Annotated in this window: 23 protein-coding genes; 11 read left to right on the top strand and 12 right to left on the bottom strand. The window is 69.1% G+C overall.

Annotated elements, in window-relative coordinates; genetic code table 11:
• Positions 1-51: 51 nt before the first annotated feature.
• The 4 genes from K5L01_RS10090 to K5L01_RS10075 form a co-directional block, all read right to left on the bottom strand.
• On the bottom strand, positions 52-378 hold the full coding sequence (locus K5L01_RS10090) for a hypothetical protein (RefSeq protein WP_250064266.1): 327 nt from the start codon (positions 376-378) through the stop codon (positions 52-54).
• Between the two features lie 400 nt (positions 379-778).
• Positions 779-1126 carry a disks large-associated family protein gene (locus tag K5L01_RS10085; RefSeq protein WP_250064602.1) on the bottom strand — a complete coding sequence of 116 codons (348 nt, stop codon included), beginning with the start codon at positions 1124-1126 and terminating at the stop codon, positions 779-781.
• 83 nt (positions 1127-1209) lie between these two features.
• Positions 1210-1956 (bottom strand): type I methionyl aminopeptidase, encoded by a 747-nt coding sequence (map, locus tag K5L01_RS10080; RefSeq protein ID WP_250064265.1) that lies wholly within the window; start codon positions 1954-1956, stop codon positions 1210-1212.
• A 69-nt stretch (positions 1957-2025) separates the two neighbouring features.
• Positions 2026-2511, bottom strand: a complete 486-nt coding sequence (locus K5L01_RS10075) for a DUF2938 domain-containing protein (protein WP_250064264.1) — start codon at positions 2509-2511, stop codon at positions 2026-2028.
• Between the two features lie 76 nt (positions 2512-2587).
• Between K5L01_RS10075 and K5L01_RS10070 the strand changes: the two genes are divergently transcribed.
• Positions 2588-3007 carry a helix-turn-helix domain-containing protein gene (locus K5L01_RS10070; RefSeq protein ID WP_250064263.1) on the top strand — a complete coding sequence of 140 codons (420 nt, stop codon included), beginning with the start codon at positions 2588-2590 and terminating at the stop codon, positions 3005-3007.
• 56 nt (positions 3008-3063) lie between these two features.
• Here K5L01_RS10070 and K5L01_RS10065 read toward each other — a convergent pair whose 3' ends face one another.
• Entirely contained in the window at positions 3064-4260 is a 1197-nt protein-coding gene (locus tag K5L01_RS10065; protein WP_250064262.1) for a serine hydrolase domain-containing protein, read from the bottom strand.
• A 352-nt stretch (positions 4261-4612) separates the two neighbouring features.
• Here K5L01_RS10065 and K5L01_RS10060 point away from each other — a divergent pair, with 352 nt between their 5' ends.
• The 4 genes from K5L01_RS10060 to K5L01_RS10045 all read left to right on the top strand — a co-directional run bounded on the left by K5L01_RS10060 (position 4613) and on the right by K5L01_RS10045 (position 8085).
• Complete coding sequence (locus tag K5L01_RS10060; protein ID WP_250064261.1) at positions 4613-5236, top strand: GntR family transcriptional regulator; 624 nt, start codon at positions 4613-4615, stop codon at positions 5234-5236.
• Positions 5237-5471: 235 nt separating this feature from the next.
• Positions 5472-5615 (top strand): benenodin family lasso peptide, encoded by a 144-nt coding sequence (locus K5L01_RS10055; RefSeq protein WP_250064260.1) that lies wholly within the window; start codon positions 5472-5474, stop codon positions 5613-5615.
• A 52-nt stretch (positions 5616-5667) separates the two neighbouring features.
• Complete coding sequence (locus K5L01_RS10050; RefSeq protein ID WP_250064259.1) at positions 5668-6345, top strand: lasso peptide biosynthesis B2 protein; 678 nt, start codon at positions 5668-5670, stop codon at positions 6343-6345.
• On the top strand, positions 6346-8085 hold the full coding sequence (locus tag K5L01_RS10045) for an asparagine synthase-related protein (RefSeq protein WP_250064258.1): 1740 nt from the start codon (positions 6346-6348) through the stop codon (positions 8083-8085).
• A 100-nt stretch (positions 8086-8185) separates the two neighbouring features.
• Here the strand turns inward: K5L01_RS10045 and K5L01_RS10040 are convergent, their stop codons facing one another.
• Positions 8186-10327: an Atxe2 family lasso peptide isopeptidase gene (locus K5L01_RS10040; RefSeq protein WP_250064257.1), complete on the bottom strand. Its 2142-nt coding sequence runs from the start codon at positions 10325-10327 to the stop codon at positions 8186-8188.
• A 99-nt stretch (positions 10328-10426) separates the two neighbouring features.
• Complete coding sequence (locus K5L01_RS10035; RefSeq protein ID WP_250064256.1) at positions 10427-12850, bottom strand: TonB-dependent receptor plug domain-containing protein; 2424 nt, start codon at positions 12848-12850, stop codon at positions 10427-10429.
• Between the two features lie 360 nt (positions 12851-13210).
• Here K5L01_RS10035 and K5L01_RS10030 point away from each other — a divergent pair, with 360 nt between their 5' ends.
• Positions 13211-13495 carry a helix-turn-helix domain-containing protein gene (locus K5L01_RS10030; RefSeq protein ID WP_250064255.1) on the top strand — a complete coding sequence of 95 codons (285 nt, stop codon included), beginning with the start codon at positions 13211-13213 and terminating at the stop codon, positions 13493-13495.
• 422 nt (positions 13496-13917) lie between these two features.
• Here K5L01_RS10030 and fabB read toward each other — a convergent pair whose 3' ends face one another.
• Both fabB and fabA read right to left on the bottom strand, forming a co-directional pair.
• The gene (fabB, locus tag K5L01_RS10025; protein ID WP_250064254.1) at positions 13918-15126 is read right to left on the bottom strand and encodes a beta-ketoacyl-ACP synthase I; all 1209 of its coding nucleotides are present in this window, start codon (positions 15124-15126) and stop codon (positions 13918-13920) included.
• Positions 15126-15641: a 3-hydroxyacyl-[acyl-carrier-protein] dehydratase FabA gene (gene fabA, locus K5L01_RS10020; RefSeq protein ID WP_250064253.1), complete on the bottom strand. Its 516-nt coding sequence runs from the start codon at positions 15639-15641 to the stop codon at positions 15126-15128. Before fabA ends, fabB begins: the two co-directional genes overlap by 1 nt.
• A gap of 199 nt (positions 15642-15840) precedes the next feature.
• On the opposite strand from fabA, the gene dinB reads away from it, so the two are divergent.
• The 5 genes from dinB to K5L01_RS09995 all read left to right on the top strand — a co-directional run bounded on the left by dinB (position 15841) and on the right by K5L01_RS09995 (position 20617).
• Positions 15841-16917, top strand: coding sequence for a DNA polymerase IV (gene dinB / locus K5L01_RS10015; RefSeq protein WP_250064252.1), 1077 nt, complete (start codon positions 15841-15843; stop codon positions 16915-16917).
• A 61-nt stretch (positions 16918-16978) separates the two neighbouring features.
• On the top strand, positions 16979-17626 hold the full coding sequence (gene gph / locus K5L01_RS10010; protein ID WP_250064251.1) for a phosphoglycolate phosphatase: 648 nt from the start codon (positions 16979-16981) through the stop codon (positions 17624-17626).
• 150 nt (positions 17627-17776) lie between these two features.
• Positions 17777-18058: a hypothetical protein gene (locus K5L01_RS10005; protein WP_250064617.1), complete on the top strand. Its 282-nt coding sequence runs from the start codon at positions 17777-17779 to the stop codon at positions 18056-18058.
• Between the two features lie 13 nt (positions 18059-18071).
• Complete coding sequence (locus K5L01_RS10000; protein WP_250064250.1) at positions 18072-19067, top strand: alpha/beta hydrolase; 996 nt, start codon at positions 18072-18074, stop codon at positions 19065-19067.
• 131 nt (positions 19068-19198) lie between these two features.
• Entirely contained in the window at positions 19199-20617 is a 1419-nt protein-coding gene (locus K5L01_RS09995; RefSeq protein WP_250064249.1) for a YncE family protein, read from the top strand.
• On the opposite strand, the gene K5L01_RS09990 is transcribed toward K5L01_RS09995, so the two are convergent.
• The 3 genes from K5L01_RS09990 to K5L01_RS09980 form a co-directional block, all read right to left on the bottom strand.
• Positions 20547-21590, bottom strand: coding sequence for a tetratricopeptide repeat protein (locus K5L01_RS09990; RefSeq protein WP_250064248.1), 1044 nt, complete (start codon positions 21588-21590; stop codon positions 20547-20549). The genes K5L01_RS09995 and K5L01_RS09990 overlap by 71 nt on opposite strands.
• 76 nt (positions 21591-21666) lie before the next feature.
• Complete coding sequence (locus K5L01_RS09985) at positions 21667-23766, bottom strand: prolyl oligopeptidase family serine peptidase (protein ID WP_250064247.1); 2100 nt, start codon at positions 23764-23766, stop codon at positions 21667-21669.
• Between the two features lie 98 nt (positions 23767-23864).
• Positions 23865-24188 carry a hypothetical protein gene (locus tag K5L01_RS09980; protein ID WP_250064246.1) on the bottom strand — a complete coding sequence of 108 codons (324 nt, stop codon included), beginning with the start codon at positions 24186-24188 and terminating at the stop codon, positions 23865-23867.
• Positions 24189-24289 lie beyond the last annotated feature (101 nt).

Here is a 24289-nt window from a genome sequence, read left to right as displayed (position 1 = left end):
GGAACGGTCCCGGAAAGGGTGGACGGAAAGGAGCGGGCGCTGGCGCCGGCGCTACCAGGAAGCGAACAGGCGCGGGGCCCACGCCACGCGGTGCGCGGCGACGGGCTGGCGCGGATCGCCGCCTTCGATCTCGTGCAGGCGCTTGCGCGCGGCACGCGGCAGATGGCGCAGCACGCCACCGCGGGCGGCGGCCGGCAGCATGGACAGGGCGTCGGCGACGACACGCCCGGACAGGTCGCCCAGGGCGCGGGCGAATGCCCGCTCGCCCCGGGCGTGCAGCAGCGCACGCAGCGCCGCGGGGCGGTGCGCGGCGACCGCTGCCCGCAGGGCGCGCTGCAGGACGTCGTGGGAATGGGTATCGAGGATGCGGAACAGCATGGGAACCTCCTCCGGCACACGGCCACGGAGGTCCCCCGCGATCACGCGGGTGGCAACCCCGGAGCCGGCATCCGGTCGGTGTCTTGGATCATGGAAACGGACAGTCGTGCGGGCGCAGGCAAGCGCCGATGCGGGTCGGGGTCCATGGCGTCCTCCTTGTCATGCGGCCGGCACCGGCCGGCGTGGCCGACGGGGGTGGGGCTCGGGTTGCGAGGGATCGGCGGCGCGGCGCGCCTTGCCGTGGTTGCGGGCCGGAAACCGTGTTCCCGGCGACGGAGAAGATTTTCCCACCGCGCTCCCGGCACGGCCAGCGGGCATTGGCACACCCGCCATGCACATGCGGATGCGCGGGATATACCAAGGTATAGGCACCGCCGGTCACGGTGCGCCGGGCAGGGGCTCAGGACCCGCGGCCGGTGGCCGCGTCCACGGCCAGGCCGGCATACCAGGCCGCGTAGGGGGTGTTCCTGGCCAGGTGGCGGTTGTAGTCCGGCGCACCGTCGTCCCACCAGACCGGCCCGCGCTCGCCCAGCTGCCGCTTGGCCGCATCGACCGCGGCGCCGGCGCGCGCCAGCGCTTCCCGGTCCCCGCGCCGCCGCGCCAGCCCCACCGCGCGGCGTGCGGCCATCAGCGCCCGCACCGCCTGCTGGCGCTGCGCATCCGGCAGGCGGGGATCGGCCATGCGCCACAGCCGGCCGCGTACGACCAGGTAGCGGCCATCGGGGGTCCGTGGCGGCGGCGTCTTCATGCGGCAGGGAGGGGGCAGCGGGACCTCCACCCTGGCCGTGCCCACGTGCACGCCGCGTCGATGCCGCGCGGCGGGCGGCACACTCAGTGCAGCGTAACCACGATCGGCTCGCCGCGGGTGACGATCAAGGTGTGCTCGTACTGCGCCGACCGGTTGCCGGGAGTGCCCAGCAAGGTCCAGCCGTCGTCCCCCTCCTCGACCCGGCGGCTGCGCGTGGACAGGAACGGCTCGATGGTGATCACCATGCCGTCGTGCAGCCGGCGCGTGTCCTGCGGGTCGTAATAGCCGGGGATATGCTCCGGCTCTTCGTGCAATGCGCGCCCCACGCCATGGCTGCCGAGGTTCTCGATCACCCGGAACCCGAAACGGCGCGCGGTCTGCTCGATCGCCGCGCCGATCAGGTTCAGCGGCTGCCCGGCACGCGCCACCTTCAAGGCATTGTCCAGGGCGCTGCGCGCGGCATGGCACAGCCGCAGATCGCGCGGCGCGGCCTCGGGCAGGACCCGGGTACCGCCGGTGTCGGCGAAATAGCCGCCCAGCTCGGCCGACACGTCCACGTTCAGCACGTCGCCGGCGGCAAGCACCCGCTCGCCGGGCACGCCGTGGGCGGCCTCTTCGTTGACGCTGATGCAGGTGATGCCCGGAAACCCGTAGGTCAGCCGCGGCGCGGGCTGCGCGCCCTGGTCGGCAAGCAGCCGCTCGCCGACACGGTCCAGCTCGGCGGTGGTCATGCCCGGCCGTGCCGCGGCGAGCATGGCCTCGCGCACCTGCGCGACCAACCGGCCGACGCGGCGCAGGCCGTCGATGTCCGACTGCGAATCGATGGTCATGGCGTTGTTCCGTCCACAAGGGAAGGAAAGGCTAGCAGCCCCGCAAGCGGATCCATCAACCCGTTGATTTCAAACAATAAAAATCGACAACACCCGCGCCCCCAAGTACAGCCCCAGGCCGAACAGCGCATGGGTGGCGACGCTCTGCAGCCGTGCCGGCCACGGCCGCGGCACGCGCGCGGCGGCGATGCCGGCCCCGAAGGCCGGCTGCATCACCAGGAACGGCAGCGCCACGCTGACGACCCCGAAGGCCAGCGCCGGCGCCAGCGTCGGTGCCCGCAACCAGCCGCTGCCCAGCACGGCCAGCAATGCCGCGGCCATGCCGATGCCGATGGCGTAGTGCGCCAGCCAGCCCAGCAGGCGCTCGCACCGGACCGGCGCGGCGGCCTGGATCGGTGCATGCCGCCAGCGCCCGCGGCGCAGGTGCCCGAGCCAGCGGCCAAGCAGCGCATAGTCCAGGACAGGACGCCCGAGCCGTCGCAGCATCGCCGCCCACAGATCGGTCACCGCCGTGGCGACGGCACCGACCGCCATGACCCGCATGACGACTTCCACACTCTGCATCGTTTTCCCGCCTTCATGAGACCCTGTTGCGCGCAGTCTCGCGGTTGAGGCCGACTTGAGGTCAAGCATGCAGGAGATCGACATCGGGCAGGTCGTACGGCAGAGCGGCATTCCCGCCTCCACCCTGCGCTACTACGAAAGCCGCGGGCTGATCGCGCCGCTCGGCCGCAACGGCCTGCGCCGGGTCTACGACGCCTCGGTGATGCAGCGCCTCGCCCTGATCGCGCTGGGGCGCGCCGCCGGTTTCTCGCTGCAGGAGATCGGCAGCATGCTCGGCGACGACGGCGTTCCGGTGATCGACCGCCCGCAGCTGCAGCGCCGGGCCGATGACCTGGACCGGCACATCGCGCGCCTGCAGGCGCTGCGCGACGGCCTGCGGCATACCGCGCACTGCCGCCACGCCGACCATCTGCAGTGCCCGACCTTCCAGCGCCTGATGCGCAGCGCACTGCGCCGGCAGCGCCGCGAGGGCGACGGGCGCCGCTAGCCGGCAGCCCGCGCCCGTACAGGTCGTCACGGCCCTGACCGCGGCCCACCCAGCACTCAGGGCTGGGTCAGCGCTTCCTCGACCGCCGAGAACGCCGAGTGCGTTCCCTGCCGCGCCTCCGGAAGGCCGGTGGCGAAATAGGTCACGCCGGTGCCGCTGACCGGGTCGATCCACAAGCCCGACAACAGGCCATAGGCCGAGCCGGAATGGCCGACACGGGCCACCCCGTCACCGAACGGATCGTCATGGCAGCCCGCTACCGGCGTCGCCAGGGTCTGCATGGCCAGGCCATAGCGGCAGAAGAATCCATCGCCGCCCTGCCCGCTGTCGTCCTCCTCGGACGTCACCCCGGCACCGGGCGCATAGGTCCACAGCGGCTGCGCCAGCAGGCGCACCGAGCCCGCGCTCAACAGGCGCACACCGTCCACCTCGCCTTCGCCCAGCAGCAGGCGCCCGATCCTGGCCAGGCCGTTGGCGGAAATGCGCAGCCCGCCCTGCGGCGCGAACAGTGCACCGTTCTCGCCGGCACGCCAGCGGGAAAGATCACAGTTGCCATCGGCCGCGGCCACCACCGCGCACGCCGGCCGCTTGCCACGGTTGTCGTCGCGCACCGGCTGGTGGGCTTCGTCGTACAGGACCACCGCGCGTGCCACGGTCGCATCGTCGCAGCTCTCCCAGTTGTAGCAGGCGGCGATGCCCAGCGGCTGCAGCACAAGGCGCTGCATCAGGCGGTCGAAACGCTCGCCGCTGGCCTTCTCCATCACCGCGGCGATGATCGGGAAGTTGACGTTGGCGTAGCGGAAGAACGTGCCCGGCGCGTGCGCCGCGTCCCAGGCCCGCGGATCCTCCAGCACCTCGCGCAGATGCCCGCCCACGGGGACGGCGTAGTATCCGGCCGCATCGGTGAGCCCGGCGCGGTGCGACAGCAGCAGGCGCAGGGTGATCGGCGTCTGCGGATGCTGCGGATGGCGCACCGGCCATTCCAGCCACTCCGACACGTCCGTATCCAGGTCCAGCTGCCCGGCCTCGACCATGCGCATCACACCCAGCGCCGCCACCAGTTTGGAGATCGAGGCGATGCGTACCGGATCATCGGCGCTGAGAGCACGCCCGGCGGCGATGTCGGCCATGCCCTGGACCCGTACACCGGTAACGCCCGCACGGTCGAAACCAACCCGCACCGTCGCCACCGGCTCGGCCGCCTGCGATGTACCGACGGCCAACAACAGGCCCAACAGATATCCAGCACGCATTGCCGCTCCCCACAGTTGTCGAAGCCCCGACGATAGGCAAGAACGGCCACCGCGTCGAGGTGCACCGAAGGCCGGACACAGGCGCTTTCCGCTGAAACGGATCGCCTGGCCGGCATCCCCGCAGCCCCCCCGCCGCCCCGCGTGAAAGAACCAAAGGCCATGAGCCCACGCCCCTGGCCACCGGCATTCCATCGAACAGGTCACATACGCGGCCGGGACATTGCTGCACCATGCGCGTTTGGCGACCCCAGGCGCGAGGCATGCAGCGCGGTCGCCTGGCCGGGCGCCCGCCGACCGGCACCGGGTCCGGTTCCATCCGCACCACCGGCGTATGCAGACAAGGAGTCCCGCCATGTGCGCGATCCACTCCAAGAGCGCGTATCTCCACGGACAGATCGGACAGGCACTGCGATCGGGCCGCTACCTGCCGGGGCAACGCATCGACCCGATGGCCCTGGCCGCCGAATTCGCGACCAGCCCGACACCGGTACGCTACGCGCTCGCGCGGCTGGCCGGCGAGGGCCGGGTAGCCGATCACGCCCGCAACGGACTGCTGGTACCGCTGCCCACCGAGATCGCCTTGCGCGACCAGTACGACTGGCAGGAACGCCTGCTGTCGATGGCCCTGGAGGCCGGCGTGCCACCGGCCGCGGACACCGTCGACCGTGGACGCTCCGCAGATGGCCAGGAGGCCCTGGAGACGTGGCGGCTGTTCGACGCCATCGCCCGCGCCACGTCACTGCGGCCCCTGCAGGATGCCTTGAGGCAGGCCAACGACCGGCTCGCACCGATACGGTGGGCGAAACAGGCGCTGGTCGTCGACGCCTCCCCGACGCCGGCCGAGCTCGCCGGGCACTGGCAGCGGCGCGACCTGCCCGCGCTCAGGGCCGGACTGCAGCGCTACCATGCCCTGCGCCGGCACCTGGTTCCGCAGATCATCGCCCTGCTGGTCGACCGCCGCGACCGCCTTTCCTGAGCCAACCCGCCGTCCGCGCGACGCACCGCCACACCGATCCCGCGCACAGGCGGAATGGGGTGCCGTTCGCACCTGCACGGTATTTCGCGACGATCATGAATCCGCCTTTCCCCGACCCGGCGCACAGACCGGAACAATCATCGCGTGGCAACGCAATAATCATTTGAGAATGAACCGTCGCGCCTCCTACGCTGCCACGCGTCATGACTGTCCATGACACCACCAGGAGAACGAGATGAACAGCACCGAGAGCACCGTCCGCCATGATGCGGATGCGGTCATCGAACTGGGCGTTGCCAGCGTGGAGACGAAGGGAGGCATCCCGGGCAACACCGAGTTCCTGGCCGTCAAGCAGGACATGGGAATCTCGCAGGACTGACACCAGAGGGCGCATCTTCCGATGCGCCCTTCTTTCCACTGGAGGATCGGGCATGCGTCTGGGCTTGCGGCACGGCCTTTCCTACTGCGTCTCTGATGGCATCGTCATTTTCCTGGATGTGGATCTCGACCGCTACTTCCGCCTGCCACCACCGTTGGAGCAGGCGTTCCTTGCCTACGCAGATACCGGAACCGCACACGTTGTCACTCTCCAACCCCTGATCGACGGGGGCATTCTGTCGGACGCGTCCGATGCCCTTCCTCTTCAGGAAGCACCACGTATCGCGGCGCCATCCGACAGTGCAATCGAGTGCATCACGCAGCAGAAGCGCTCTGCCATCACGCTGCTCCCTGAAGTGTCCATCACCACGTGGTGGATGCGCCGCCAGCTGATGAACCGGCCACTGAAGGCCGTTCTCGAAACCGCCGCGGAACATCGCCGGAGGTGTGTACGGTCGGTACGTTCTCCGCGTCATCGAGCGGAGGAATGGCTGCTGGAAACAGTCCAGGCATTCCAGCGTGCACGCCGGCAGGTGCCGGTCCCGACTCGTTGCCTCCTGGACTCATTGACGCTCACACGCGTCCTGGCCTGCCGCGGGCAGGACTCGAGGATCGTGTTCGGCATCGCCCATGCGCCCTTTTCCGCCCATTGCTGGGTCCAGGTGGACGGACTGGTCCTCAACGAAAGCGTCGGCACCGCGATGGCGCACACCCCGATCAAGGTGGTCTGAATGGCTTATCGCTATATCGCCCTGCTGGGTGCTGCCTGCGTCGATGACCCGACACGTCGTCCGCTCGCCGCGGCGGCCCTCCGCGATCATGGCCTGGAAGAACACCGCCATGGCAACCACTTCCGGCTCTTCGCAGCCGAGAATACCCCGCTGCTGGACACGCCATGCGGAGGGGTCCTGGTGGGATGCGTATTCCACCGTGACGGCCGCAGGATCGACGACAGCTCACAGCTGCCCCAGGAGGGCGATCCGCAGGCCTTCCGCACCGCATTGACGCACCGTTGCTGGGGCGATTATGTACTGCTGCAGGAAACACGCGGGCCGTCACCAGCGACCGTGGTCAGCCGGGATCCGTCCTGCGGTATTGCCTGCTACTACGCGACGGACTCCGAGCGTCGCTTCATCACCTCGGATGTCGCTCTCGCCAGCCACCTGGGACTTTTCGACAGGGCGGTCGATTGGGATACCGTTGCGCAACTTCTCGTCTACACCTTCGTGAAGAGCTCGCGCACGGCACTGCAGGGCCTGCGGGAACTGTTGCCCGGCTGCAGCCTGCACCTCGGACAGGGGGACGACTCTCTCAGCCACACCTGGTCCCCCTGGGATTTCGTCTCCCCCAGGCATCACCAACCCGGTTTCGAGGAGGCCGCCAGCAACCTTCGCGGCGTCATCGATACCGTGGTCCGGAGCTGGAGCCGGGTGGACGGTTCGATCCTGGTGGAGCTGTCCGGCGGACTGGACTCCTCGATCATTGCTGCCTGCCTCGGAAGAACCTCTTCCCACGTTGTCTGCGCAACGCTGGTCACTGCCCTCCCAGGCGCCGATGAGCGCCGCTATGCCGGCGCGATCGCGACGCATGCGGGACTGCCCTTGCGGAGTCTTGCGCTCACTGCCGAGCACAGCTGCGTTGATCCGGCAGTGGCTCCCTGGCTGGTCATGCCGCGAGCGGGGCCGCTGCAACAGCTCACCGACGAGATCGTGCGGGACACCACCCGGCGGGAAGGCCTGCGTGCCAGCTATTCGGGCGGCGGAGGCGACACGGTCTTTTCCTATCTGACGAGTGCCGCGCCTGCCGCGGATGCCTTCATCAAGCAAGGGCCGATTGCCGGACTGAAAGCCATCCGCGACCTCTCCGAGCTCCATCACTGCACACTGTGGCTGGCGGCCCGCCTCACCCTAAAGAAGCTCCGCACGCGTCACCCCGGACCGGCGGCCGCGGACTGGAGCTTCCTGAAACCGGCCACGGTGGATCCACCCGACGCCCATCCCTGGCTCAAGGGCGCCGCAGAGCAGGCACCCGGTGACAGGGAGCGCGTGACCGGGCTCATCGGCACCCAGGTCCTCCGGGACGGTTTGCCACGCAGTGCCGTGTCGTGGCTGCGGCTTCCCCTGCTTTCGCAGCCGGTCATGGAGGCCTGCCTGGCCATTCCCTCCTGGATGTGGATTTCAGGGGGCATCAATCGCGCCGTTGCCAGGGCCGCGTTCGCCGATGCCCTTCCCGCCAGCGTCGCCCAGCGAAGAAGCAAGGGAGACTTCCTTCAACTGTGCGCAGCGATCTACCGGCACAACCAGGCGCGCATAGGCGAGCTCCTGCTGTGTGGCGAGCTCGCGGCCAGAGGCCTCCTGGATGTCGATGCGTTGCGGGCGTTCCTCGACCCGTCCTCATCGGCACGGGGCCACGCGTTCATGCGCATATTCGATCTATGCAGCATCGAAAACTGGATCCGTCACCAACGCTGAAGCCGTGCGGAATCCCTGATCGCCACACCCGTGGTCCTCCTGCCTGCATCGGAGATCACTCCTGGCGCCCCCAGCCCATGCCGCCGCGACATCGGGGCCGCTATCCGGCCTCCGCTGGAGGATCCCCGCCGACATCCGCGGCCCTGTCCGCGGCGGCATCCTTCATCGCGCGCCAGCGGCGATACTGCGCGGCCTTCGCAGGCACGCGGTCCTCCGCGTCCAGCAGCCAGAACCGGAACCAGTCCAGATTGCGCTGGTAGACGGCCGCCTTGTGCCTGGGCAGGAACTTGTTATGCGCCTCGTCCGGGAAGACATAGGCCTCCGCACGCCGCGTGCGCACCAAGGGTATGACGTAGTCCAGCGCATACCCATACTCTTCCTCGGCCATCTGGAAAAGCACCGGCACCCTGATCCGGTCCAGATTGTAGGCCGGGGAGAGCGTCCGCCATTGTTCGGGTGTCTCATCCGGTGCACCAAGCCCCCAGTTGCCGCGCATCGCCGACAGGGCCGCTTCACCCCGCAGGCTGGCCAAGGTGTACCAGAGCGGCGAACCAAAAGGCGAGGCAAGCGAAACCGTCGCGAGCAGGCTGGACTTCATCGTGGTCCACAAAGCGACCTCGCTCCCAAAGCTCAGCCCCCCCATGCCCACCCGGGCTGGATCGATGCGCCCTTCAGCCGCAAGGCGCCGGACCACGCTTCCGACGGCATCGGCACCCTCGTGGTAGCGGATGAGGGGATCCACGTTGTACGGCAGCGCATTTATGCACAGCGCGGAAATCCCCGCCGTGGCAAGCGAAGGCGCAGGCCATTCGTCACCCATCCCGCCCCCCTGCAGGAAGCCGTCGCAGCTGTAGTAGTTGATGAACAACGCCGACCGTACAGGCACCCTGTTCCTGGCTTCCAGCAGGTAGCCCGAGAACGCCCTCCCCTCATCGCTGGTCCAGCGCAGCAATCTCGCCGAAACGGTCTTTTGGAGATCGGAGTCCAACGCCGCGTTGGGCGCATGGAGTACATGCCGCAGCCCACTTTCGATGCCGATCCGTTCCAGCCTCGGCGGCCGGTTGGCTTCGGCTGCGACGCAGACCATCACCTCACGCGTCACCCCGCACGGGGCCTGCCGCCCGCTGCTTGCCTGGACAGGATTCCCCCGCCCGCCGTTGAGCAGGCCGTCCGAACTCACCACGGGGGCGACCTCATTGCTCCGGACATTCCATCGGAACACCGATTGCCTGCGCCCATGCGCCTGGTCGATCACGGTGAAGAGCAGGTCATCGGTTCCCGGGCGCCACCGCATCGTGGCGATCGCGCTGCCGAGACATGCCTTGGCGGGGCAGCGGACCACAGTCCCCGACCGCTCATGGGGCATCACCGCCAGGTCGCCACGGCCTGCCAGCTGCGTATTGTGGGAATCCCGGGCCGGCAGCAGCAGCGCCACCCGTCCTGAATCCGGTTCCCTTTCCACGCCGAGAGGTGCCGCCGTGCCCTCGGGAATCGCCCATTCCCGTGCCGTGCCCTGCACCCCGGGTGCGGCGATTTCGTGCGCGACACCTGTCTGAAGGTCGATCTCCTTCCAGCGGTCGGGCGCATCCCATAGATAGGCACGCCGGTCGTAGCCAAGGTTCGAGTAGCGCGGCGACGATGCCCTCCCCCGGGTACGGCTCGAATGGACCAGGGCACCGACCACGGGCACCTGCGCATCCAGGCGGACGCCGCTTTCGTAGGCGTCCCGCTCCGCTTGTTCCACCTCCGCGCGCGCTGCGCCTACGCTGTATTTCAGCCGCCTTCCATCCCGGCTGACGACGAAGTCGCGGACATCGCCGGGATCACGGGTCACCCGCTCCGCCTCCCGGCCGTCTATGGCTGCCCGCCAGACATCCAGCTGCTGGTCGATCGATGCGAGGTAGTAGATGGCAGCGCTGTCCGGTGACCAGACCACCTGCGGGTGATCGATCAGGCCCGACGAGTTCCGGAGCGGGAATCCTCCGTCGCCCAGCTTCCTGGGTGGCGAGGTCCCCTCGATCGCCTGCACGTACCAGGTGGACTCGTTGCGGTCCCGATCAATCGACGCCTGCTCGGCCCGGAACGCAACATAGCGCCCATCCGGCGATACCGTCGGAGCGGACAGATTGATCACCTCCACCAGACGTTGCGATGCGATGACTCCGGCATGCCCCTTCCAGGGCAACACCCCCTGCACGACGAGCAGGAGTAGCCAGGCACGTCCACTTGAAGTGCACATCATTTGGATTCCTCATTCATGGCCGACCGAGCCGGTCGTCCGGCTACCCGTGTTCCTCCGGACGGCCGGACGACCCGATCGGTGCAGGGGCCGCTGCGACGGCTAGAAGCGCTTGGACACGGACAGGCTCATGAAGCGGCCAATCGCCGAGTAGTTGGTGGAGTCGTAAGGCGGATCCGCCGGCCCCAGCGGGGTGTAGAACGGAGGATCCCGATCGAGGAGGTTCTGCACGGAGAAGGCAACCGCCATCCCTCGCCAGATGCCCGTGCTGTCCGGCTCATAGCGCAACGTCGTGTCCACGGTGGTGAATGCCGAGGTCTTCTCCGTCGAGCCCTGGACCAGCCTGTTGGTGACTCCACCGGTGTAGTTGACGAAGGCCGAGGCACTCAACCCTCCCTGCGACCACACGGCGCCTGCTCTGGCGTTGATCTTCGCGGGACTGAACAACGATCCGGCAATGTCATGCCAAGGCGACATCTCCGACGTCTGCTGCGCGCTGTCCAGCCAGCTTCCCGAACCGCGCAGTGTCAGCCGGCCTGCACCGACGTCGAACCGGTACGAGATCGACAGATCAAGACCCTTGATGTGCTGGCGGGCAACATTGGCATAGTTGTCGTACAGGATCGCGGCAACCTGATCGGGATCGTAGGGCACCCCAGCGAGATTCCAGAAAGTGTCGGCGAGCGCGATGAGCTCCGCCTGCTCCTGGTGCGACGGGCGATAGCTGATGAACCGGTCGTAGACCGGATTGCCCATCGCCCTTCCAAAGTTGGTGATCGGCTCGACAACGCGATCCGTGTAGTCGATGTCGAACCACGTCACCTCTGCCTGGAGCGCCGGAAGCGCCTCCGGATGGAACGCCAGAGACGCGCTCCAGGTTCTTGCACGCTCCGGCCCCAGGTCCGGATTGCCACCGTAGAGCGCCAGGACCGTTGCCTCCGGCGGGTAGCCGATGCCGCCGTAGTACGCCGGCGGGCTGAGCGAGGCACTCCTCATCCAGTAGCGCTGCAACAGGGTGGGCGTCTTGAACGACTTGCCCCAGGACCCCTTCACCGTGAAATCGGCACTCGGGCTGTAGATCAAGCCGACCTTCGGCGTGGTGACCCGGCCGAAACTGTCGTAATGCTCGCTGCGCGCCGCCAGATTCAGTTCGAGCCGATGCACGCCGGGAATACCCGCATCCCGGCCGACAAACGGAAGGTTGACCTCCGCATAGACGAAGCGGCTGCTCTCCTCGCCCTGTATCGCCGTCATGTTGGCCAGGTGATTGCGCTGCAGGAATGCGTTCTTCCGGTACCCACCTCCAGCCGCCAACCTCGCCTCGCCGCCCGGCAACGTGAACACCGGGCCCTCCACCCCGATGTCATAGGCCCTTGTCTCATTGCAGAAGCACTGGTAGTTCCAGAGTGCGCTGCCGCCGTTGAGGATATCGATGTCGAACTGGCGATAATTGGTACGGTCCCTGCCCCAGTTCGCTCCAAGCTGGAGCATCCAGTCGCGTGGCAACGAGACCTCTATCCCTGGCGAGATCGATGCCGTCTCGGTCCGGGTCGTATTCATGAAGTAGGTCGCCCCCAGCCCGCCATTGTTCGGGAAGGTGAGCATGTGCCGTACGGTCCTCAACGCATCCAGCTTGAGTTCAACAGCGTCTCCCAGCGACTGGTGCATGCTGACAAGGGTGCTTTCCAGGTCCGTGTCCGGATAGAGCGTGCTGGGATCGAACATGCGCGCGGTGTAGTCACGCTGCCGCGCATACAGCCCGTCATTGTCGGTGTTGAGATGGGTCGCGATCAGCCCGCCGGTGGCCCACGTCGTCCCCGCCGTCAGGGTGTACTCGCGTGTCGCGAGCCCGCCTTGCGTGGCGGCGCCATAGCGCACCCCTGCGTTCACCCCATCGTAGTCACGCATCAGGATCACGTTGGCGACACCGCCCACGGCATCGGACCCGTGGATGGCCGAGGCACCGTCGGCAACGATCTCGACGCGCTCGACCGCTTCGACCGGAATCGCACTGATATCGACGGATTGGACGAAGCTTCCGTACGCCATGCGGCGGCCATTGAGCAGGGTCAGCGACGCATCGGGCCCCAGGCCCCTGAGATTCAGGCTCGATCCGCCGGTGACATTCTGGTTGGCAAGCCCTCCGACTCCTGCGGTGGCGCCCGCGGCGACACCGGGGTTCTGGCCTCCCCCGGCATTCTGCGGGAGACCACGGATCACCTCTCCCAGATCCGCGAACCCTTCTTCACGGATGGCTTCCGCGCCGATGATCACCGTCGGCGACGGTGCCGCACCGCCCCGTATCCGCGATCCGGTGACCGTCACCGCCTTGAGATCCGTGGCTGCCGCCCCCTTCCGCGACGACGAACGGGACGGAGGTGAGCCGGCAGGCCGCTTCCCTGCCCCGTCCTCCGGCACCTCCTCCGTGCCGGCGGCAGCTTCCTGGGCCATGGCCGCGTCGGGGATCCCGGCGGCCATGGCGAGCAAGGCGATGGAGATGGCGTTGCGTAGAACCCTGGTCTTCATGCTGCGTCCTTTTGCTTTCCATGAGTGATTGCCAAGGGATGGCCGGTCGCCATCCCGCGATGACAGACGCAATGCGGCGGGCAGGCCTGGAAACGCGCGCACTCCCCCGAGGCCCGGGAACGGCCATCGATCCAGTCGGGAATCGCACCCGCCCTCCAGGCAGGCCTTGCGGCGCATGGCCCGGCGACGGCCCGCAGGCCGCCCCCGTCATGCCGCGCCCGCGTCCGGCGCACTGCCCGGCCGCGATGTGCGTATTGCGTCCATTCATTAAACCGATGCGCACACTACGTTTAACGTAGTATCGATGTCAAGCGTCCTTTCGGAAGCTTCAGTCCATCGAAGTCCGGAACACGCGCGCAATTGGTCGAGAAGAAGCAGCTCCCCGTCTACAGCGTTCGCCTGCGCGAAGCACGGGAGGGCTATGGCATTTCGCAGCGCAACCTCGGCATCCGGGCCGGGCTGGACGATTTCGTCGCCAGCACCCGCATCAACCGCTATGAAACCGGGGTGCACCAGCCCGACCTGCAGACGCTGCAGCGCCTGGCCAAGGTGCTGGATGTGCCGGTGGCGTACTTTTTCGCCGAGGACGACGCGCTCGCGCAGGTGATCAAGGACTTCAGCCGCAAGGACGGCAACCGGGACTGACCCCGGGCCGGTCGGCTCTGGTAGGGCGTTCCCCTACCTCTCACAACAGACAAGGATCACAGGCAGGCACTGCGCTGCCTGACCACACGCTGCGAAGGCGGCGACGGGAATCTGTCGGCCGGGAGGGCCGGGGGGCCATCGGCAAGGCGGCATCCGGGCGCCGCGAGGCTGCCGGCCAGCGCACGCCGCCGGCATGCGCCGCTGCCGAGGAAGGCCGCAGCGCAGGTACGGGGTGTTCTTTCTTCTTTCCCGGCGGACGCCGGATGCGGCTGCCCGAGCGGGTGCGCCCTGTCGGCCGCCATGGCGTGCGCGACCGTACCCGCGGACCACGGCGGAGGGCCGCAGCGGCGCGCGCCGCCGCAGGCGCCCAGGACGGGTCCGGTGCCCGCCTCGTCGAGGCGGCCGGAACCCGTGCGCCCGCCTCAGACCCGGCCGAACACCAGGGTCGCGTTGGTCCCGCCGAAACCGAAGCTGTTCGACATGACCGTCTCCAGCCTGGCCTCGCGGCTCTGCTGCACGATCGGGAAACCGGCGGCACGCTCGTCCAGCTGCTCGATGTTGGCCGAGCCGGCGATGAAGCCGTCGCGCATCATCAACAGGCAGAAGATCGCCTCGTGCACGCTGGCGGCGCCAAGCGAATGCCCGGACAGGGACTTGGTCGAGGAGATCGGCGGAACCTTGTCGCCGAACACTTCGCGGACCGCACCCAGTTCGGTGATGTCGCCCAGCGGGGTCGAGGTTCCATGCGTGTTGAGGTAGTCGACCGGCCGGTCCAGCCCTGCCAGCGCCATGTTCATGCAGCGCACCGCGCCCTCGCCGGACGGTGCCACCATGTCGGCGCCGTCGGACGTCACGCCATAGCCGACCAGCTCCGCATGGATGTGCGCGCCACGGGCCACGGCATGCTCGTAGTCCTCCAGCACCAGCATGCCGGCGCCGCCGGCGATGACGAAACCGTCGCGATTGGCGTCGTAGGGACGCGAGGCCTGCGCCGGGGTGGCGTTGAAGCCGGTGGAAAGCGCGCCCATCGCGTCGAACATCACGCTCATCGACCAATGCAGGTCCTCGCCGCCACCGGCGAACACGATGTCCTGCGCGCCGTGGCGGATGAGGTCCGCGGCCGCGCCGATGCAGTGCGCCGAAGTCGCGCAGGCGGCGGAAAGCGAGTAGCTCAAGCCCTTGATGCCGAACGCGGTGGCCAGATTGGCCGATACCGTCGAGCACATGGTGCGCGGCACCATGTACGGACCGACCTTGCGCACCCCGCGGTTGCGCAGCAGGTCGGCGGCTTCCACCTGCCATTCGCTGGACCCGCCGCCGGAACCGGCGATCAGCCCGGTACGCGGGTTGCCGACCTGCCCCGGCTCCAGGCCGGCGTCGGCGATGGCGTCGCGCAGCGCGATGTAGCTGTAGGCCGCGGCGTCGCTCATGAAACGCTTGAGCTTGCGGTCGATCTGGGCCTCGAGATCGATCTCCACGCGGCCACCGATCTGACTGCGCAGGCCGGCCTCGGCGTGGTCGGGCAGCGCGACGATGCCGGAACGGCCTTCGCGCAGGGCGCTGGAAACGGTGGCGGGATCGTTGCCGAGGCAGGAGTTGATGCCCATGCCGGTAATGACGACGCGACGCATCAGAAGCTCTCGGTGGAAGTGAACAGGCCGACCCGCAGGTCCTTGGCGGTGTAGATCTCGCGACCGTCGACCAGCATGCGGGCATCGGTCTGGGCCATCACCAGCTTGCGGTTGATCACCCGCGTCACATCGATCTCATATTGCACCAGCTTGGCGCTGGGCAGCACCTGGCCGGTGAACTTGACCTCGCCGCATCCCAGCGCGCGGCCACGCCCTTCGGCGCCCAGCCAGGTGAGGAAGAAGCCGGTCAGCTGCCACATCGCGTCCAGGCCCAGGCAACCGGGCATGACCGGGTCGCCGAGGAAGTGGCAGCCGAAGAACCAGAGGTCCGGGCGGATGTCCAGTTCCGCACGCACCAAGCCCTTGCCATGCGGACCACCGTCATCGCGGATGTCGGTGATGCGGTCGAACATCAGCATCGGGTCGTTGGGAAGGCGGCCCTTGTTGGGCCCGAACAGCTCGCCGCGCGCACTGGCCAGCAGTTGTTCGCGCGAGAACGCATTGAGACGGTTCATCGAAGCGGTAATCCGGATCACGAAAACGTGGGTCAACGGCCGAGCATGCATGATGCGCGGGCTTTCAATCAACAGTTTTAACCGTACGCCCCCGTAGTGTCAGGCCCGGGAAACGTCCGCTGTCCGGGGCCATCGTACCAATGCGTACGGAGCCTCGGGCTATCATGCCGCTTTCGTCACCCCGGCGCGCTCTTCGGTCATGCGCAAGATCATCCATATCGACATGGACGCCTTCTATGCGTCGGTCGAGCAGCGGGACGATCCGGCGTTGCGCGGCAAACCCGTGGTCGTCGCCTGGCGGGGCGCGCGCTCGGTCGTGTGCGCGGCGTCCTACGAGGCGCGCAGGTACGGGGTGCGCTCGGCAATGCCGGCGATGCGCGCGGAGCGGCTGTGCCCGGACGCCCTGTTCGTGCCGCCGGATTTCGGCCGCTACAAGGCGGTATCCGCGCAGATCCGCGAAATCTTCCTGCAGTACACCCCGCTGGTGGAGCCGTTGTCGCTGGACGAGGCCTACCTGGACGTGACCGGCACGACGGCCTGCGGCGGGATCGCCACCGAGATCGCGCGCGCCATCCGTGCGCGGATCCGCGAGACCACCTCGCTCAGTGCCTCGGCCGGCATCGCACCGAACAAGTTCCTGGCCAAGATCGCCTCGGACTGGCGCAAGCCGGACGGCCAGTTCGTGGTGCCCCCCTCGCGCGTGGAGCGGTTCCTCACGCCGCTGCCGGTGAATCGCCTCCCGGGGGTCGGCAAGGTCATGCAGGCGCGCCTGGCCGCGCTGGGCATCGCCACGGTCGGCGACCTCCGCGGCCTCCCGGAAGAACAGCTGGAAGCGCTGTTCGGTACCATCGGCCAACGCCTGTACCGGCGTGCGCGCGGCATCGATGAGCGCCCGGTGGAGCCGGACCAGCCGGTGCAGTCGATCTCCTCCGAAGACACGTTCAGCGAAGACCTGCGCCTGGGCGAGTTCGACGAGACCATCTCCCGCCTGGCCGCCAAGACCTGGCACGCCACCGGGCGCACAGACCGTATCGGCCACACCGTCGTGCTCAAGCTCAAGACCGCGCAGTTCCGCATCCTCACCCGGAGCCTGACCCCCGACGCGCCGCCGGCCTCGATGGAGGATCTGCGCGACATCGCGCTGGCACTGTGCCAACGGGTGCAACTGCCGCCGGAAACCCGCTACCGGCTGGTCGGGGTGGGCCTGTCCGGCTTCCGCGACCGCGAGGATGCCCTGCTGCAGGGCGACCTGTTCCGCGGCATGCCGGCGGACTGAGCCGGGGCCGGCCCGCGCGCCCCGCTACACTTCCCCCATTTCCCGACAAGGAGGGCGCCACGTGGGTGCTGCGGCAGTGATATTCGACCTGGACGGCACGCTGGTGGACAGCGCCGAGGACATCGCCGAGGCGGTCAACCGCACGCTGGATGCCCTGTCGCTGCCGCGCGTGTCCGACACCACGGTGCGCGGCTGGATCGGCGAAGGCGTGCGCCGGCTGGTGGCCACCGCGCTGGCGCATGCCGGCAGCGAACGTGGGCTCGACGCGACCATGCCGCTGTTCATGCGCCACTACCATGACTGCCTGCTGCGCAGCCCGCGCCTGTACGACGGAGTCGCCGACGCCCTGCAGCGGCTGCAGCGCCGCGGCGTGCCGATGGCGATCTGCACCAACAAGCCGTCGGCCCTGGTTCCCCCGCTGCTGGACCACCTCGGCATCGCCGCGGGGTTCACGCATATCGTCGGCGGCGACACCCTGCCCCAGCGCAAACCCGCGCCCGAGCCGCTGCTGCATGCGGCGCACCTGCTGAACCAGGCACCGGCGGACTGCCTGATGGTCGGCGACTCGGCCACCGACCTGGGTGCGGCGAACGCCGCCGGCATGCCCATCGTGCTGGTGGGGTACGGCTATCCACGCGACCTGGACCTCGCATCGGCCGGCGCACTGGCGGTGATCGACGACCTCCGGCAGCTGGACGCCTGGACCTGATAGGCGCGCCGCCTCAATAGTGATAACTATTCTCATCTGATATACCATGCGCGGCGTCCGTGGCAGGCCGATGCGCCCAGCCGCATCCGGAACTGCTGCGCCTCACGCCATCGCCAGAGGCCTGCTCACCCCCGTCGAGAGGCCCGACTGATGTCCCCAACCCGCAGCGTGCGGGCGTGTCCGCACACCCGTGCTTTCCACCGCACTCCCTTCGCCACCTTGGCACTGTCGTTCCTGGCCGCCGGCCCGGCTTTGGCGGAGGAGGCGGCCGACGCCACCGACATCGCCGCCGTGCACGTCACCGCACAGCAGATCGCCCGCCAGGCGCTGGGGATCTCGACCATCACCGCCGAAGGCATCGAGAAGCGCACGCCGGCCAATGAAAACAAGCCCGGCCGCGCCTACTGGGCCAGCATGAACGTGGGCTTCTGATGGGGACGCGGCGATGAACGCAGCAGGCGGCATGCAGCGGCGGTTCGCCGCATGGCCGACGTTGGGAGCACTGTTCGCGCTGCTGCTGGCCACCGTGCCCTGGGCACAGGCACAGCAGCGCAACCCCCTGCAGACCATCGGCGAGACGGTCGCCGAGCGGACATCGCCGCACTACCGCTTCGAGCGCTTCGTGGTCACCAGCAGCGACGGCGACCGCCGCTGGCGCATCAACCTGGGCATCCCGCGCGGCCCGGCGCCGGCCGCCGGCTTCCCCGCGTTGTGGATGCTCGACGGCAACGCCGCGCTGATGGAATTCGACGCCCCGCTGTTGGAAGCGCTCGCCGGCAGCCCGCAGCCGCCGCTGCTGGTGTTCGTCGGCTACGACAACGCGTTGCGCATCGACTCGCCGGCGCGCACCCGCGACTACACCCCGCTGGCCGACCCCGATGCCGGCGACGACGCTCCGCGCGGTGGCGGCGCCGATGCGTTCCTGGACATGCTCGAACGCCAGGTGCGTCCCGAGGTCGCCCGGCGCGCACCGCTGGACGCGCACCGGCAAACGCTGTGGGGGCACTCGCTGGGCGGCCTGTTCACCCTGCATGCGCTCTATACCCGCAGCGGCGCGTTCCAGACCTATGTCCCCGCCAGCCCATCACTGTGGTGGGCGCAGGGCGCGCTGCTCGACGGTCCCGAGCAGCGCTTCGTCGACAACAATGCCGGGCATCCGGCCCGGGTGCTGCTGATGCTGGGCGGCGGCGAGCGCTCGCCGGACTTCAGCGGCCGCGACATGAACAACCCACGCGTCGTCGCCCACCTGCGGCGCATCTCCGGGGCACCGCCGGACGCCGCCTGGCAGCTGTCGCAGCGGCTGCGCCAGGTTCCGGGGCTCAGCGTGGAGTACCACCCGTTTCCCGGCCTCGGCCATGGGCCGATGCTGCGTGCCTCGCTGATGCGTACGCTGCACGTGCTGGCCGGCGTCCCCGACCGCAGCGGCGACCGGGCACCATGATTCCCGCTGCGGCCCCCGTTTCCGGCGCCGCAGCGGCACCGGTTTCCCCCTACCCAGGCCGTCCATGCGGCCAAGGCATGCCCACCACCCCGCGCCGCTGGCGCGCACTCCGTAGCGAGGCCTTGTCCATGATGTCCCACTCCCTTCCACGTTCCCTGCGCCGCGCGCGCCCGGCCCTGCTCGCACTGGCCCTGGCCTGCGCGGTGCCGGCTGCCCTGGCCGACGGCGCCTTCAGCCGCCCGGATACCGACTACCAGGGCCGCATCAGCCTGAAGTCGCAGCTGGTCACCCCGGGCAGCACCGCCGAGCTGGCCGGCGAAGGCTTCAAGCCCGGTCAGCGCGTCACCCTGCTGCGCGGCACCACCGTGCTGAACCCGCAGGCCTGGGTGGCCGATGGCGAGGGCCGGTTCAGCGCCAGCGTGGCGCTGCCGCAGGACGCCGCACCCGGCCGGCACCCGCTGCTGGTCCGCGTCGACAGCCCCGACGCCGCCGCGGTGTTCACCCTCAAGGTCTCCCCGGACCTTCCGCTGCAGGGTGCGAGCGGTTTCGCGGTGCGCGACGCGCATGTCGTCCGCGGGCTCTACCAGTCCGGCTACAGCGCCGCGTCCAACGCCCTGTTCGTGACCTCGGCCGTGGGCCGCCCGCCGGTGACCCAGTCCGAGCTGGTCAAGCTCGATCCGCGCACCCTGAAGGTGCAGGCGCGCGCCACCCCGGCGCCCGCACCGGCACCGCCGGCCGCGGCCGGGCAGCCGCCGCGGGACGGCGGTGTCTACGCCGTCTACGGCGTCGGCGTGGACGATGCCAACGGCAACGTGTGGGTCACCAACACCCGCCAGGACAGCATCGCGGTCTACCGCCAATCCGACCTGTCGCTGGTCAAGCAGTTCCCGGTCGGCACGGTGTCGCACGCACGCGACGTGCTGGTGGACGCGCAGCGCGGCAAGGCCTTCGTCTCGGCCACGGGCGGCAACCACATCGCCGTGTTCGATGCCGCCACGCTGCAGCCCGCCGCCGACATCGAGATCGCCTCGTCCCTGCGCGGCGGCCAGTTCACGCCGATGAGCCTGGCCCTGGATGCCGAGGCCGGGAAGCTGTACACGGTCAGCATCTCCAGCCCGGAAGCGGCGGTGATCGACGTCGCCAGCGGCAAGGTCGAGAAGGTGATCCCGCTGAGCAATGCCGAGAGCGCCTCGGGCGTGGCCTGGGATGCCGGCGCCAAGCGCCTGCTGGTGGCCTCCCAGGGCAGCGACAACCTGCTGATCGTCGACCCCGCCAGCGGCCGCATCGAGCATGACGTGGCCGTGGGTGCCGCGCCGCTGAACATCGCCGTCGACCCGGTGTCCGGGCTGGCCTACGTCAGCAGCCGCGCCTCCGGCAACCTGGCGGTGGTGGACCGCAGCGGGACCCTGGTCGCCAACCTCGATGGCGGCACCTTCCCCAACCACGTCCACGCCGACGGCAAGGGGTCGGTGTTCGCGGTCAACAAGTCGCAGGGCGAGAACGACCCGCGCGGCGACCGCGTGACCCGCATCGAGAAGCGCGCCCGCTGAGCCCGGGCGTCGGTGTTCCGGGTCCGCCACGGCGGGCCCGGAACCCGGTGCAGGTCCCGGATGGGCTGCATGGACACCTGCGCCGGGAAGCACCGGCCGGACGGCCGCACCACCGGTGATCGGTGATCACCCACCGCCCCGGTAGCCGGGGCACATCGTCAGCGGTCGCCAGCCGCCGGTTGCGGCACGCCTTGCAGGGGCGGTGACGGTTCGGCGAGCGGCTCCAGCGGCCCGACCCCCACCCCCCCTTCCAGCCCTTGAAATACGCCACGGACATCGCCTCCAGGGCGATGACGGCGCGCTCCGCCGATGGGCATTCATCGGAACTCTCAGGGCTCCCATGGCCCGCGTTGCTGCGCAGCCCGGCCACGCATACCGCAGGTCGGTAGGCCGCGTTTCCTGCGACCGTCGCGACCTCCCGCTTGAATCTCCTCAGCGCGCGCAGCGCCGCGACATCATCCCGGTAGCGGGGCCACAATGCGTCAAACAGCGCCTCGGCCCGCCGTCTCTCCTCGGTGGACAATGCCGCATGCACGGTCTCGGCCGCGATCTGGAAGGCCGGATCGCGCCGCTCCGCGGCCAGCCGAAGCCATGCCGCCCCCAGCAGCCGGTCGACGGCAAGCCCTTCCCCGTTGAAGTAGGCGATTCCCAGCGCGTACTGCGCAGGCTTGCTGCCCCAGCCCGCGGCGAGCCGGAAAAGCCGCTCACCCTGCCGGTAGTGTTTCCTGGCCCACATCTTCAGCCCGAGGCAATAGTTCAGCTCGCCCGGAAGAAACGGGTAGAGCGCCTGGTTGCATTGCAGCTCCAGCAACGGTTCTTCCACCGGCGACTGAGCCAATGCCGGAAACGCCCCCCCGGCCATCAGCGCGATCACCAACACCCGGACCTGCCTGCAGAGGGCAACCGCAAAGCCGCCCTCGACACCCACGCGAAACGCCTGCGTCGCAACGTCCTCCTCGAAGGTGGCCTCCACCGCCCGGGCACGCGGACCGCTACCCTGGAACGGTTCCTGCGCGGAGACGCCCCCTTGCGGGGGCGCTCCGTCAACCTCACTTTCCGCCCAGCTGCTCCCACAGGAAACTGTAGGCCAGCGCCGACATGTGCGCGGCCTGGGCGTTGTTGGCCGCGCCGCCGTGGCCGCCTTCGATGTTCTCGTAGTAGGTCACGTCCTTGCCGGCATCGATCATCTTGGCCGCCATCTTGCGGGCATGGCCCGGATGCACGCGGTCGTCGCGGGTGGAGGTGGTGAACAGCACCGGCGGGTAATCCTTGGCCGGGTCGAACAGGTGGTACGGCGAGAAGGTCCGGATGAAGTCCCAATCACGGGTATCCGGATTGCCGTACTCGGCCATCCACGAGGCACCGGCCAGCAGGTGGCTGTAGCGCTTCATGTCCAGCAGCGGCACCTGCACCACCACCGCACCGAACAGTTCCGGGTACTGGGTGAGCATGTTGCCGGTGAGCAGGCCACCGTTGCTGCCGCCCTGCACGCCCAGGTGCCGGGCCGAGGTGAGCTTGCGCGCGACCAGGTCCTGGGCCACCGCGGCCATGTCCTCGTAGGCCCGGTGGCGGTTCTGCTTCAGCGCCGCCTGGTGCCAGCGCGGACCGTATTCGCCGCCGCCGCGGATGTTGGCCACGACGTACACGCCGCCCTTGTCCAGCCACGCGCGGCCCATGCCACCGGAGTAGGACGGGGTCAGCGAGATCTCGAAGCCGCCGTAGCCGTACAGCAGGGTCGGGTTGGAACCGTCCCGCTTCATCGCCTTGTCGTGCACCACGAAGTACGGCACGCGGGTGCCGTCCTTGCTGGTGGCGAAGTGCTGCTCGATCACCTTGCCGCTCGCCTCGAAGAACGCCGGCATGGTCTTGAGCACTTCCGGCGCCTGGCCGATCTCGGCCAGGGCCAGCGTGGTCGGCGTCAGGTAGTCGGTGACCGTCATCCACACCGCGTCGCTTTCGTCCGCGTCCACCGCGCCCACCCCGATGGTGCCGAACGCCGGAGCACCGGCGAATTCGCCGCGGGTCCAGCCGCCGTCCCCGTGGGTCAGCACCTCCAGGCGGTTCTTGACGTCGTCCAGCACGTTGAGCACCACATGCGAGCGGGTCCAGGTCACCCCGGCCAGCGAGGTGGTGTCGGTCGGTGCGAACAGCACCTGGAAGTCGCGCTTGCCGGCCATGAAGTCGTCGAAGCCGATCGCCAGCAGCGAACCGGCGGCGTGGGTCGTGCCGCCCACCGTCCAGGGTTCGCGCAGTTCCAGGGTCAGCCACTGCCGGTGGACGCCCTTCTCGGCCGAATTCGGCGCATCGACCTTGGCGAGCGTGCCGTCGGCGCCGATCAGGAACAGCTCGTTGTTGTAGAACGCCAGCGTGCGGCTGACGAAGTCGCGCTCGAAGCCCGGCGTATCGTCGTGCATCGCGGCGATGTACATGTCCTCGGGCGTGCCCTCGTAGACCGGCGTGGCCGCCGACATCGGCGTGCCCCGCCGCCAGCGCTTGACCACCCGCGGGTAGCCGGAGGAGGTCATCGAGCCCTCGCCGAAATCGGTGTAGACGAAGACGTTGTCGCGGTCGATCCAGCCCAGCCCGCCCTTGGCCTCCGGGCGGAAGAAGCCGTCCTCCACCCATGCTTTGCCGGCCAGGTCGAATTCGCGGGTGACGTCCGCGTCCGCGCCTCCGCGCGACAGCGCGATCAGGCAGCGGCTGTAGTCCGGGCGCAGGCAGCTGGCGCCGTGCCACACCCAGTTCTCGCCCTCGGCCGCGTTCAGCGCGTCCAGGTCGAGCACGGTTTCCCACAACGGCTCGGCCTTGCGGTACTCCACCAGCGTGGTGCGGCGCCAGACGCCGCGCTCATGCTGTTTGTCCTTCCAGAAGTTGTAGTAGTAGTCGCCGATCTTCTCCACGCCGGGGATCTTGGCGTCGGAATCGAGCACTTCGCGGATGCCCGCCTCCATCTGCCGGAACGCGGGCGTGGCGGCCAGCCGGCCCTCGGCCTTGGCGTTCTGCTCCTTGACCCAGGCCAGCGGTGCGTCGCCGGTGACGTCTTCCAGCCAGGCGTAGGCGTCCTGTTCCTCCTCAGCGGCCATGAGGCCTCCGGACAGGCTCGCGGAAATCAGGCCTGCGGCGAGGCAGGCGCAGCGGAATCGGGTCATGACAGCTCCATGCGTTCATAGGCCGCGAACGCTAGCACAGGCCGCGCACCCCCTCCTCTGCCGAAGGTCAGCACCCGGCCGGAAGCCGCCGCCGTCCCTCAGGCGGCCGGTGCCGCCGCCCGGCGCCGGCCCTGGCCCCCCCGCAGGCGCCGGGCCTGCGGCCGCGGCCGATCCCGCCCCGCGCGGCCGCGGCGCCAGGCGGCCGGCAGACGGAAACGGTACAGCGCCCACCATGCGCTCAGCGGCATGCCCAGCAACCACAGCGGCAACCAGCCGATCCAGGGATTGCTGCCGCGCAGGGCCGGCCACACCAGCACCAGCGCCAGCCCGGCGAGCGCGGCCTGCCTGACGCAACGCAGCACCCGGGGGTCCGGTGCCGGGCGGCCACGGCGGGAACGGGAGGAAACGGGGGTCGGGCGCATGGCGGTCTCCGTGACGGTAGGCCGCGATCCTGCCCACCCGCCATCTCATCGGCTGCGACCTGCCATTGACGCATCCATCGCCGGCCATCGAACATGCTGCG

The sequence above is a fragment of the Stenotrophomonas mori genome, assembly GCF_023556335.1.
Lineage (GTDB): Bacteria > Pseudomonadota > Gammaproteobacteria > Xanthomonadales > Xanthomonadaceae > Stenotrophomonas > Stenotrophomonas mori.
Note: the sequence above shows the minus strand (reverse complement) of the source record. Positions and strands in the feature narration are given on the sequence as shown.

Bases quoted from the DNA above. Each gene is read 5' to 3' on its own strand.
- K5L01_RS10090 (WP_250064266.1), bottom strand. From the start codon at position 378: ATGCTGTTCCGCATCCTCGATACCCATTCCCACGACGTCCTGCAGCGC.
- K5L01_RS10085 (WP_250064602.1), bottom strand. From the start codon at position 1,126: ATGAAGACGCCGCCGCCACGGACCCCCGATGGCCGCTACCTGGTCGTA.
- map (WP_250064265.1), bottom strand. From the start codon at position 1,956: ATGACCATCGATTCGCAGTCGGACATCGACGGCCTGCGCCGCGTCGGC.
- K5L01_RS10070 (WP_250064263.1), top strand. From the start codon at position 2,588: ATGCAGGAGATCGACATCGGGCAGGTCGTACGGCAGAGCGGCATTCCC.
- K5L01_RS10065 (WP_250064262.1), bottom strand. From the start codon at position 4,260: ATGCGTGCTGGATATCTGTTGGGCCTGTTGTTGGCCGTCGGTACATCG.
- K5L01_RS10060 (WP_250064261.1), top strand. From the start codon at position 4,613: ATGTGCGCGATCCACTCCAAGAGCGCGTATCTCCACGGACAGATCGGA.
- K5L01_RS10055 (WP_250064260.1), top strand. From the start codon at position 5,472: ATGAACAGCACCGAGAGCACCGTCCGCCATGATGCGGATGCGGTCATC.
- K5L01_RS10050 (WP_250064259.1), top strand. From the start codon at position 5,668: ATGCGTCTGGGCTTGCGGCACGGCCTTTCCTACTGCGTCTCTGATGGC.
- K5L01_RS10045 (WP_250064258.1), top strand. From the start codon at position 6,346: ATGGCTTATCGCTATATCGCCCTGCTGGGTGCTGCCTGCGTCGATGAC.
- K5L01_RS10040 (WP_250064257.1), bottom strand. From the start codon at position 10,327: ATGATGTGCACTTCAAGTGGACGTGCCTGGCTACTCCTGCTCGTCGTG.
- K5L01_RS10035 (WP_250064256.1), bottom strand. From the start codon at position 12,850: ATGAAGACCAGGGTTCTACGCAACGCCATCTCCATCGCCTTGCTCGCC.
- fabB (WP_250064254.1), bottom strand. From the start codon at position 15,126: ATGCGTCGCGTCGTCATTACCGGCATGGGCATCAACTCCTGCCTCGGC.
- fabA (WP_250064253.1), bottom strand. From the start codon at position 15,641: ATGAACCGTCTCAATGCGTTCTCGCGCGAACAACTGCTGGCCAGTGCG.
- dinB (WP_250064252.1), top strand. From the start codon at position 15,841: ATGCGCAAGATCATCCATATCGACATGGACGCCTTCTATGCGTCGGTC.
- K5L01_RS10005 (WP_250064617.1), top strand. From the start codon at position 17,777: ATGTCCCCAACCCGCAGCGTGCGGGCGTGTCCGCACACCCGTGCTTTC.
- K5L01_RS10000 (WP_250064250.1), top strand. From the start codon at position 18,072: ATGAACGCAGCAGGCGGCATGCAGCGGCGGTTCGCCGCATGGCCGACG.
- K5L01_RS09995 (WP_250064249.1), top strand. From the start codon at position 19,199: ATGTCCCACTCCCTTCCACGTTCCCTGCGCCGCGCGCGCCCGGCCCTG.
- K5L01_RS09985 (WP_250064247.1), bottom strand. From the start codon at position 23,766: ATGACCCGATTCCGCTGCGCCTGCCTCGCCGCAGGCCTGATTTCCGCG.
- K5L01_RS09980 (WP_250064246.1), bottom strand. From the start codon at position 24,188: ATGCGCCCGACCCCCGTTTCCTCCCGTTCCCGCCGTGGCCGCCCGGCA.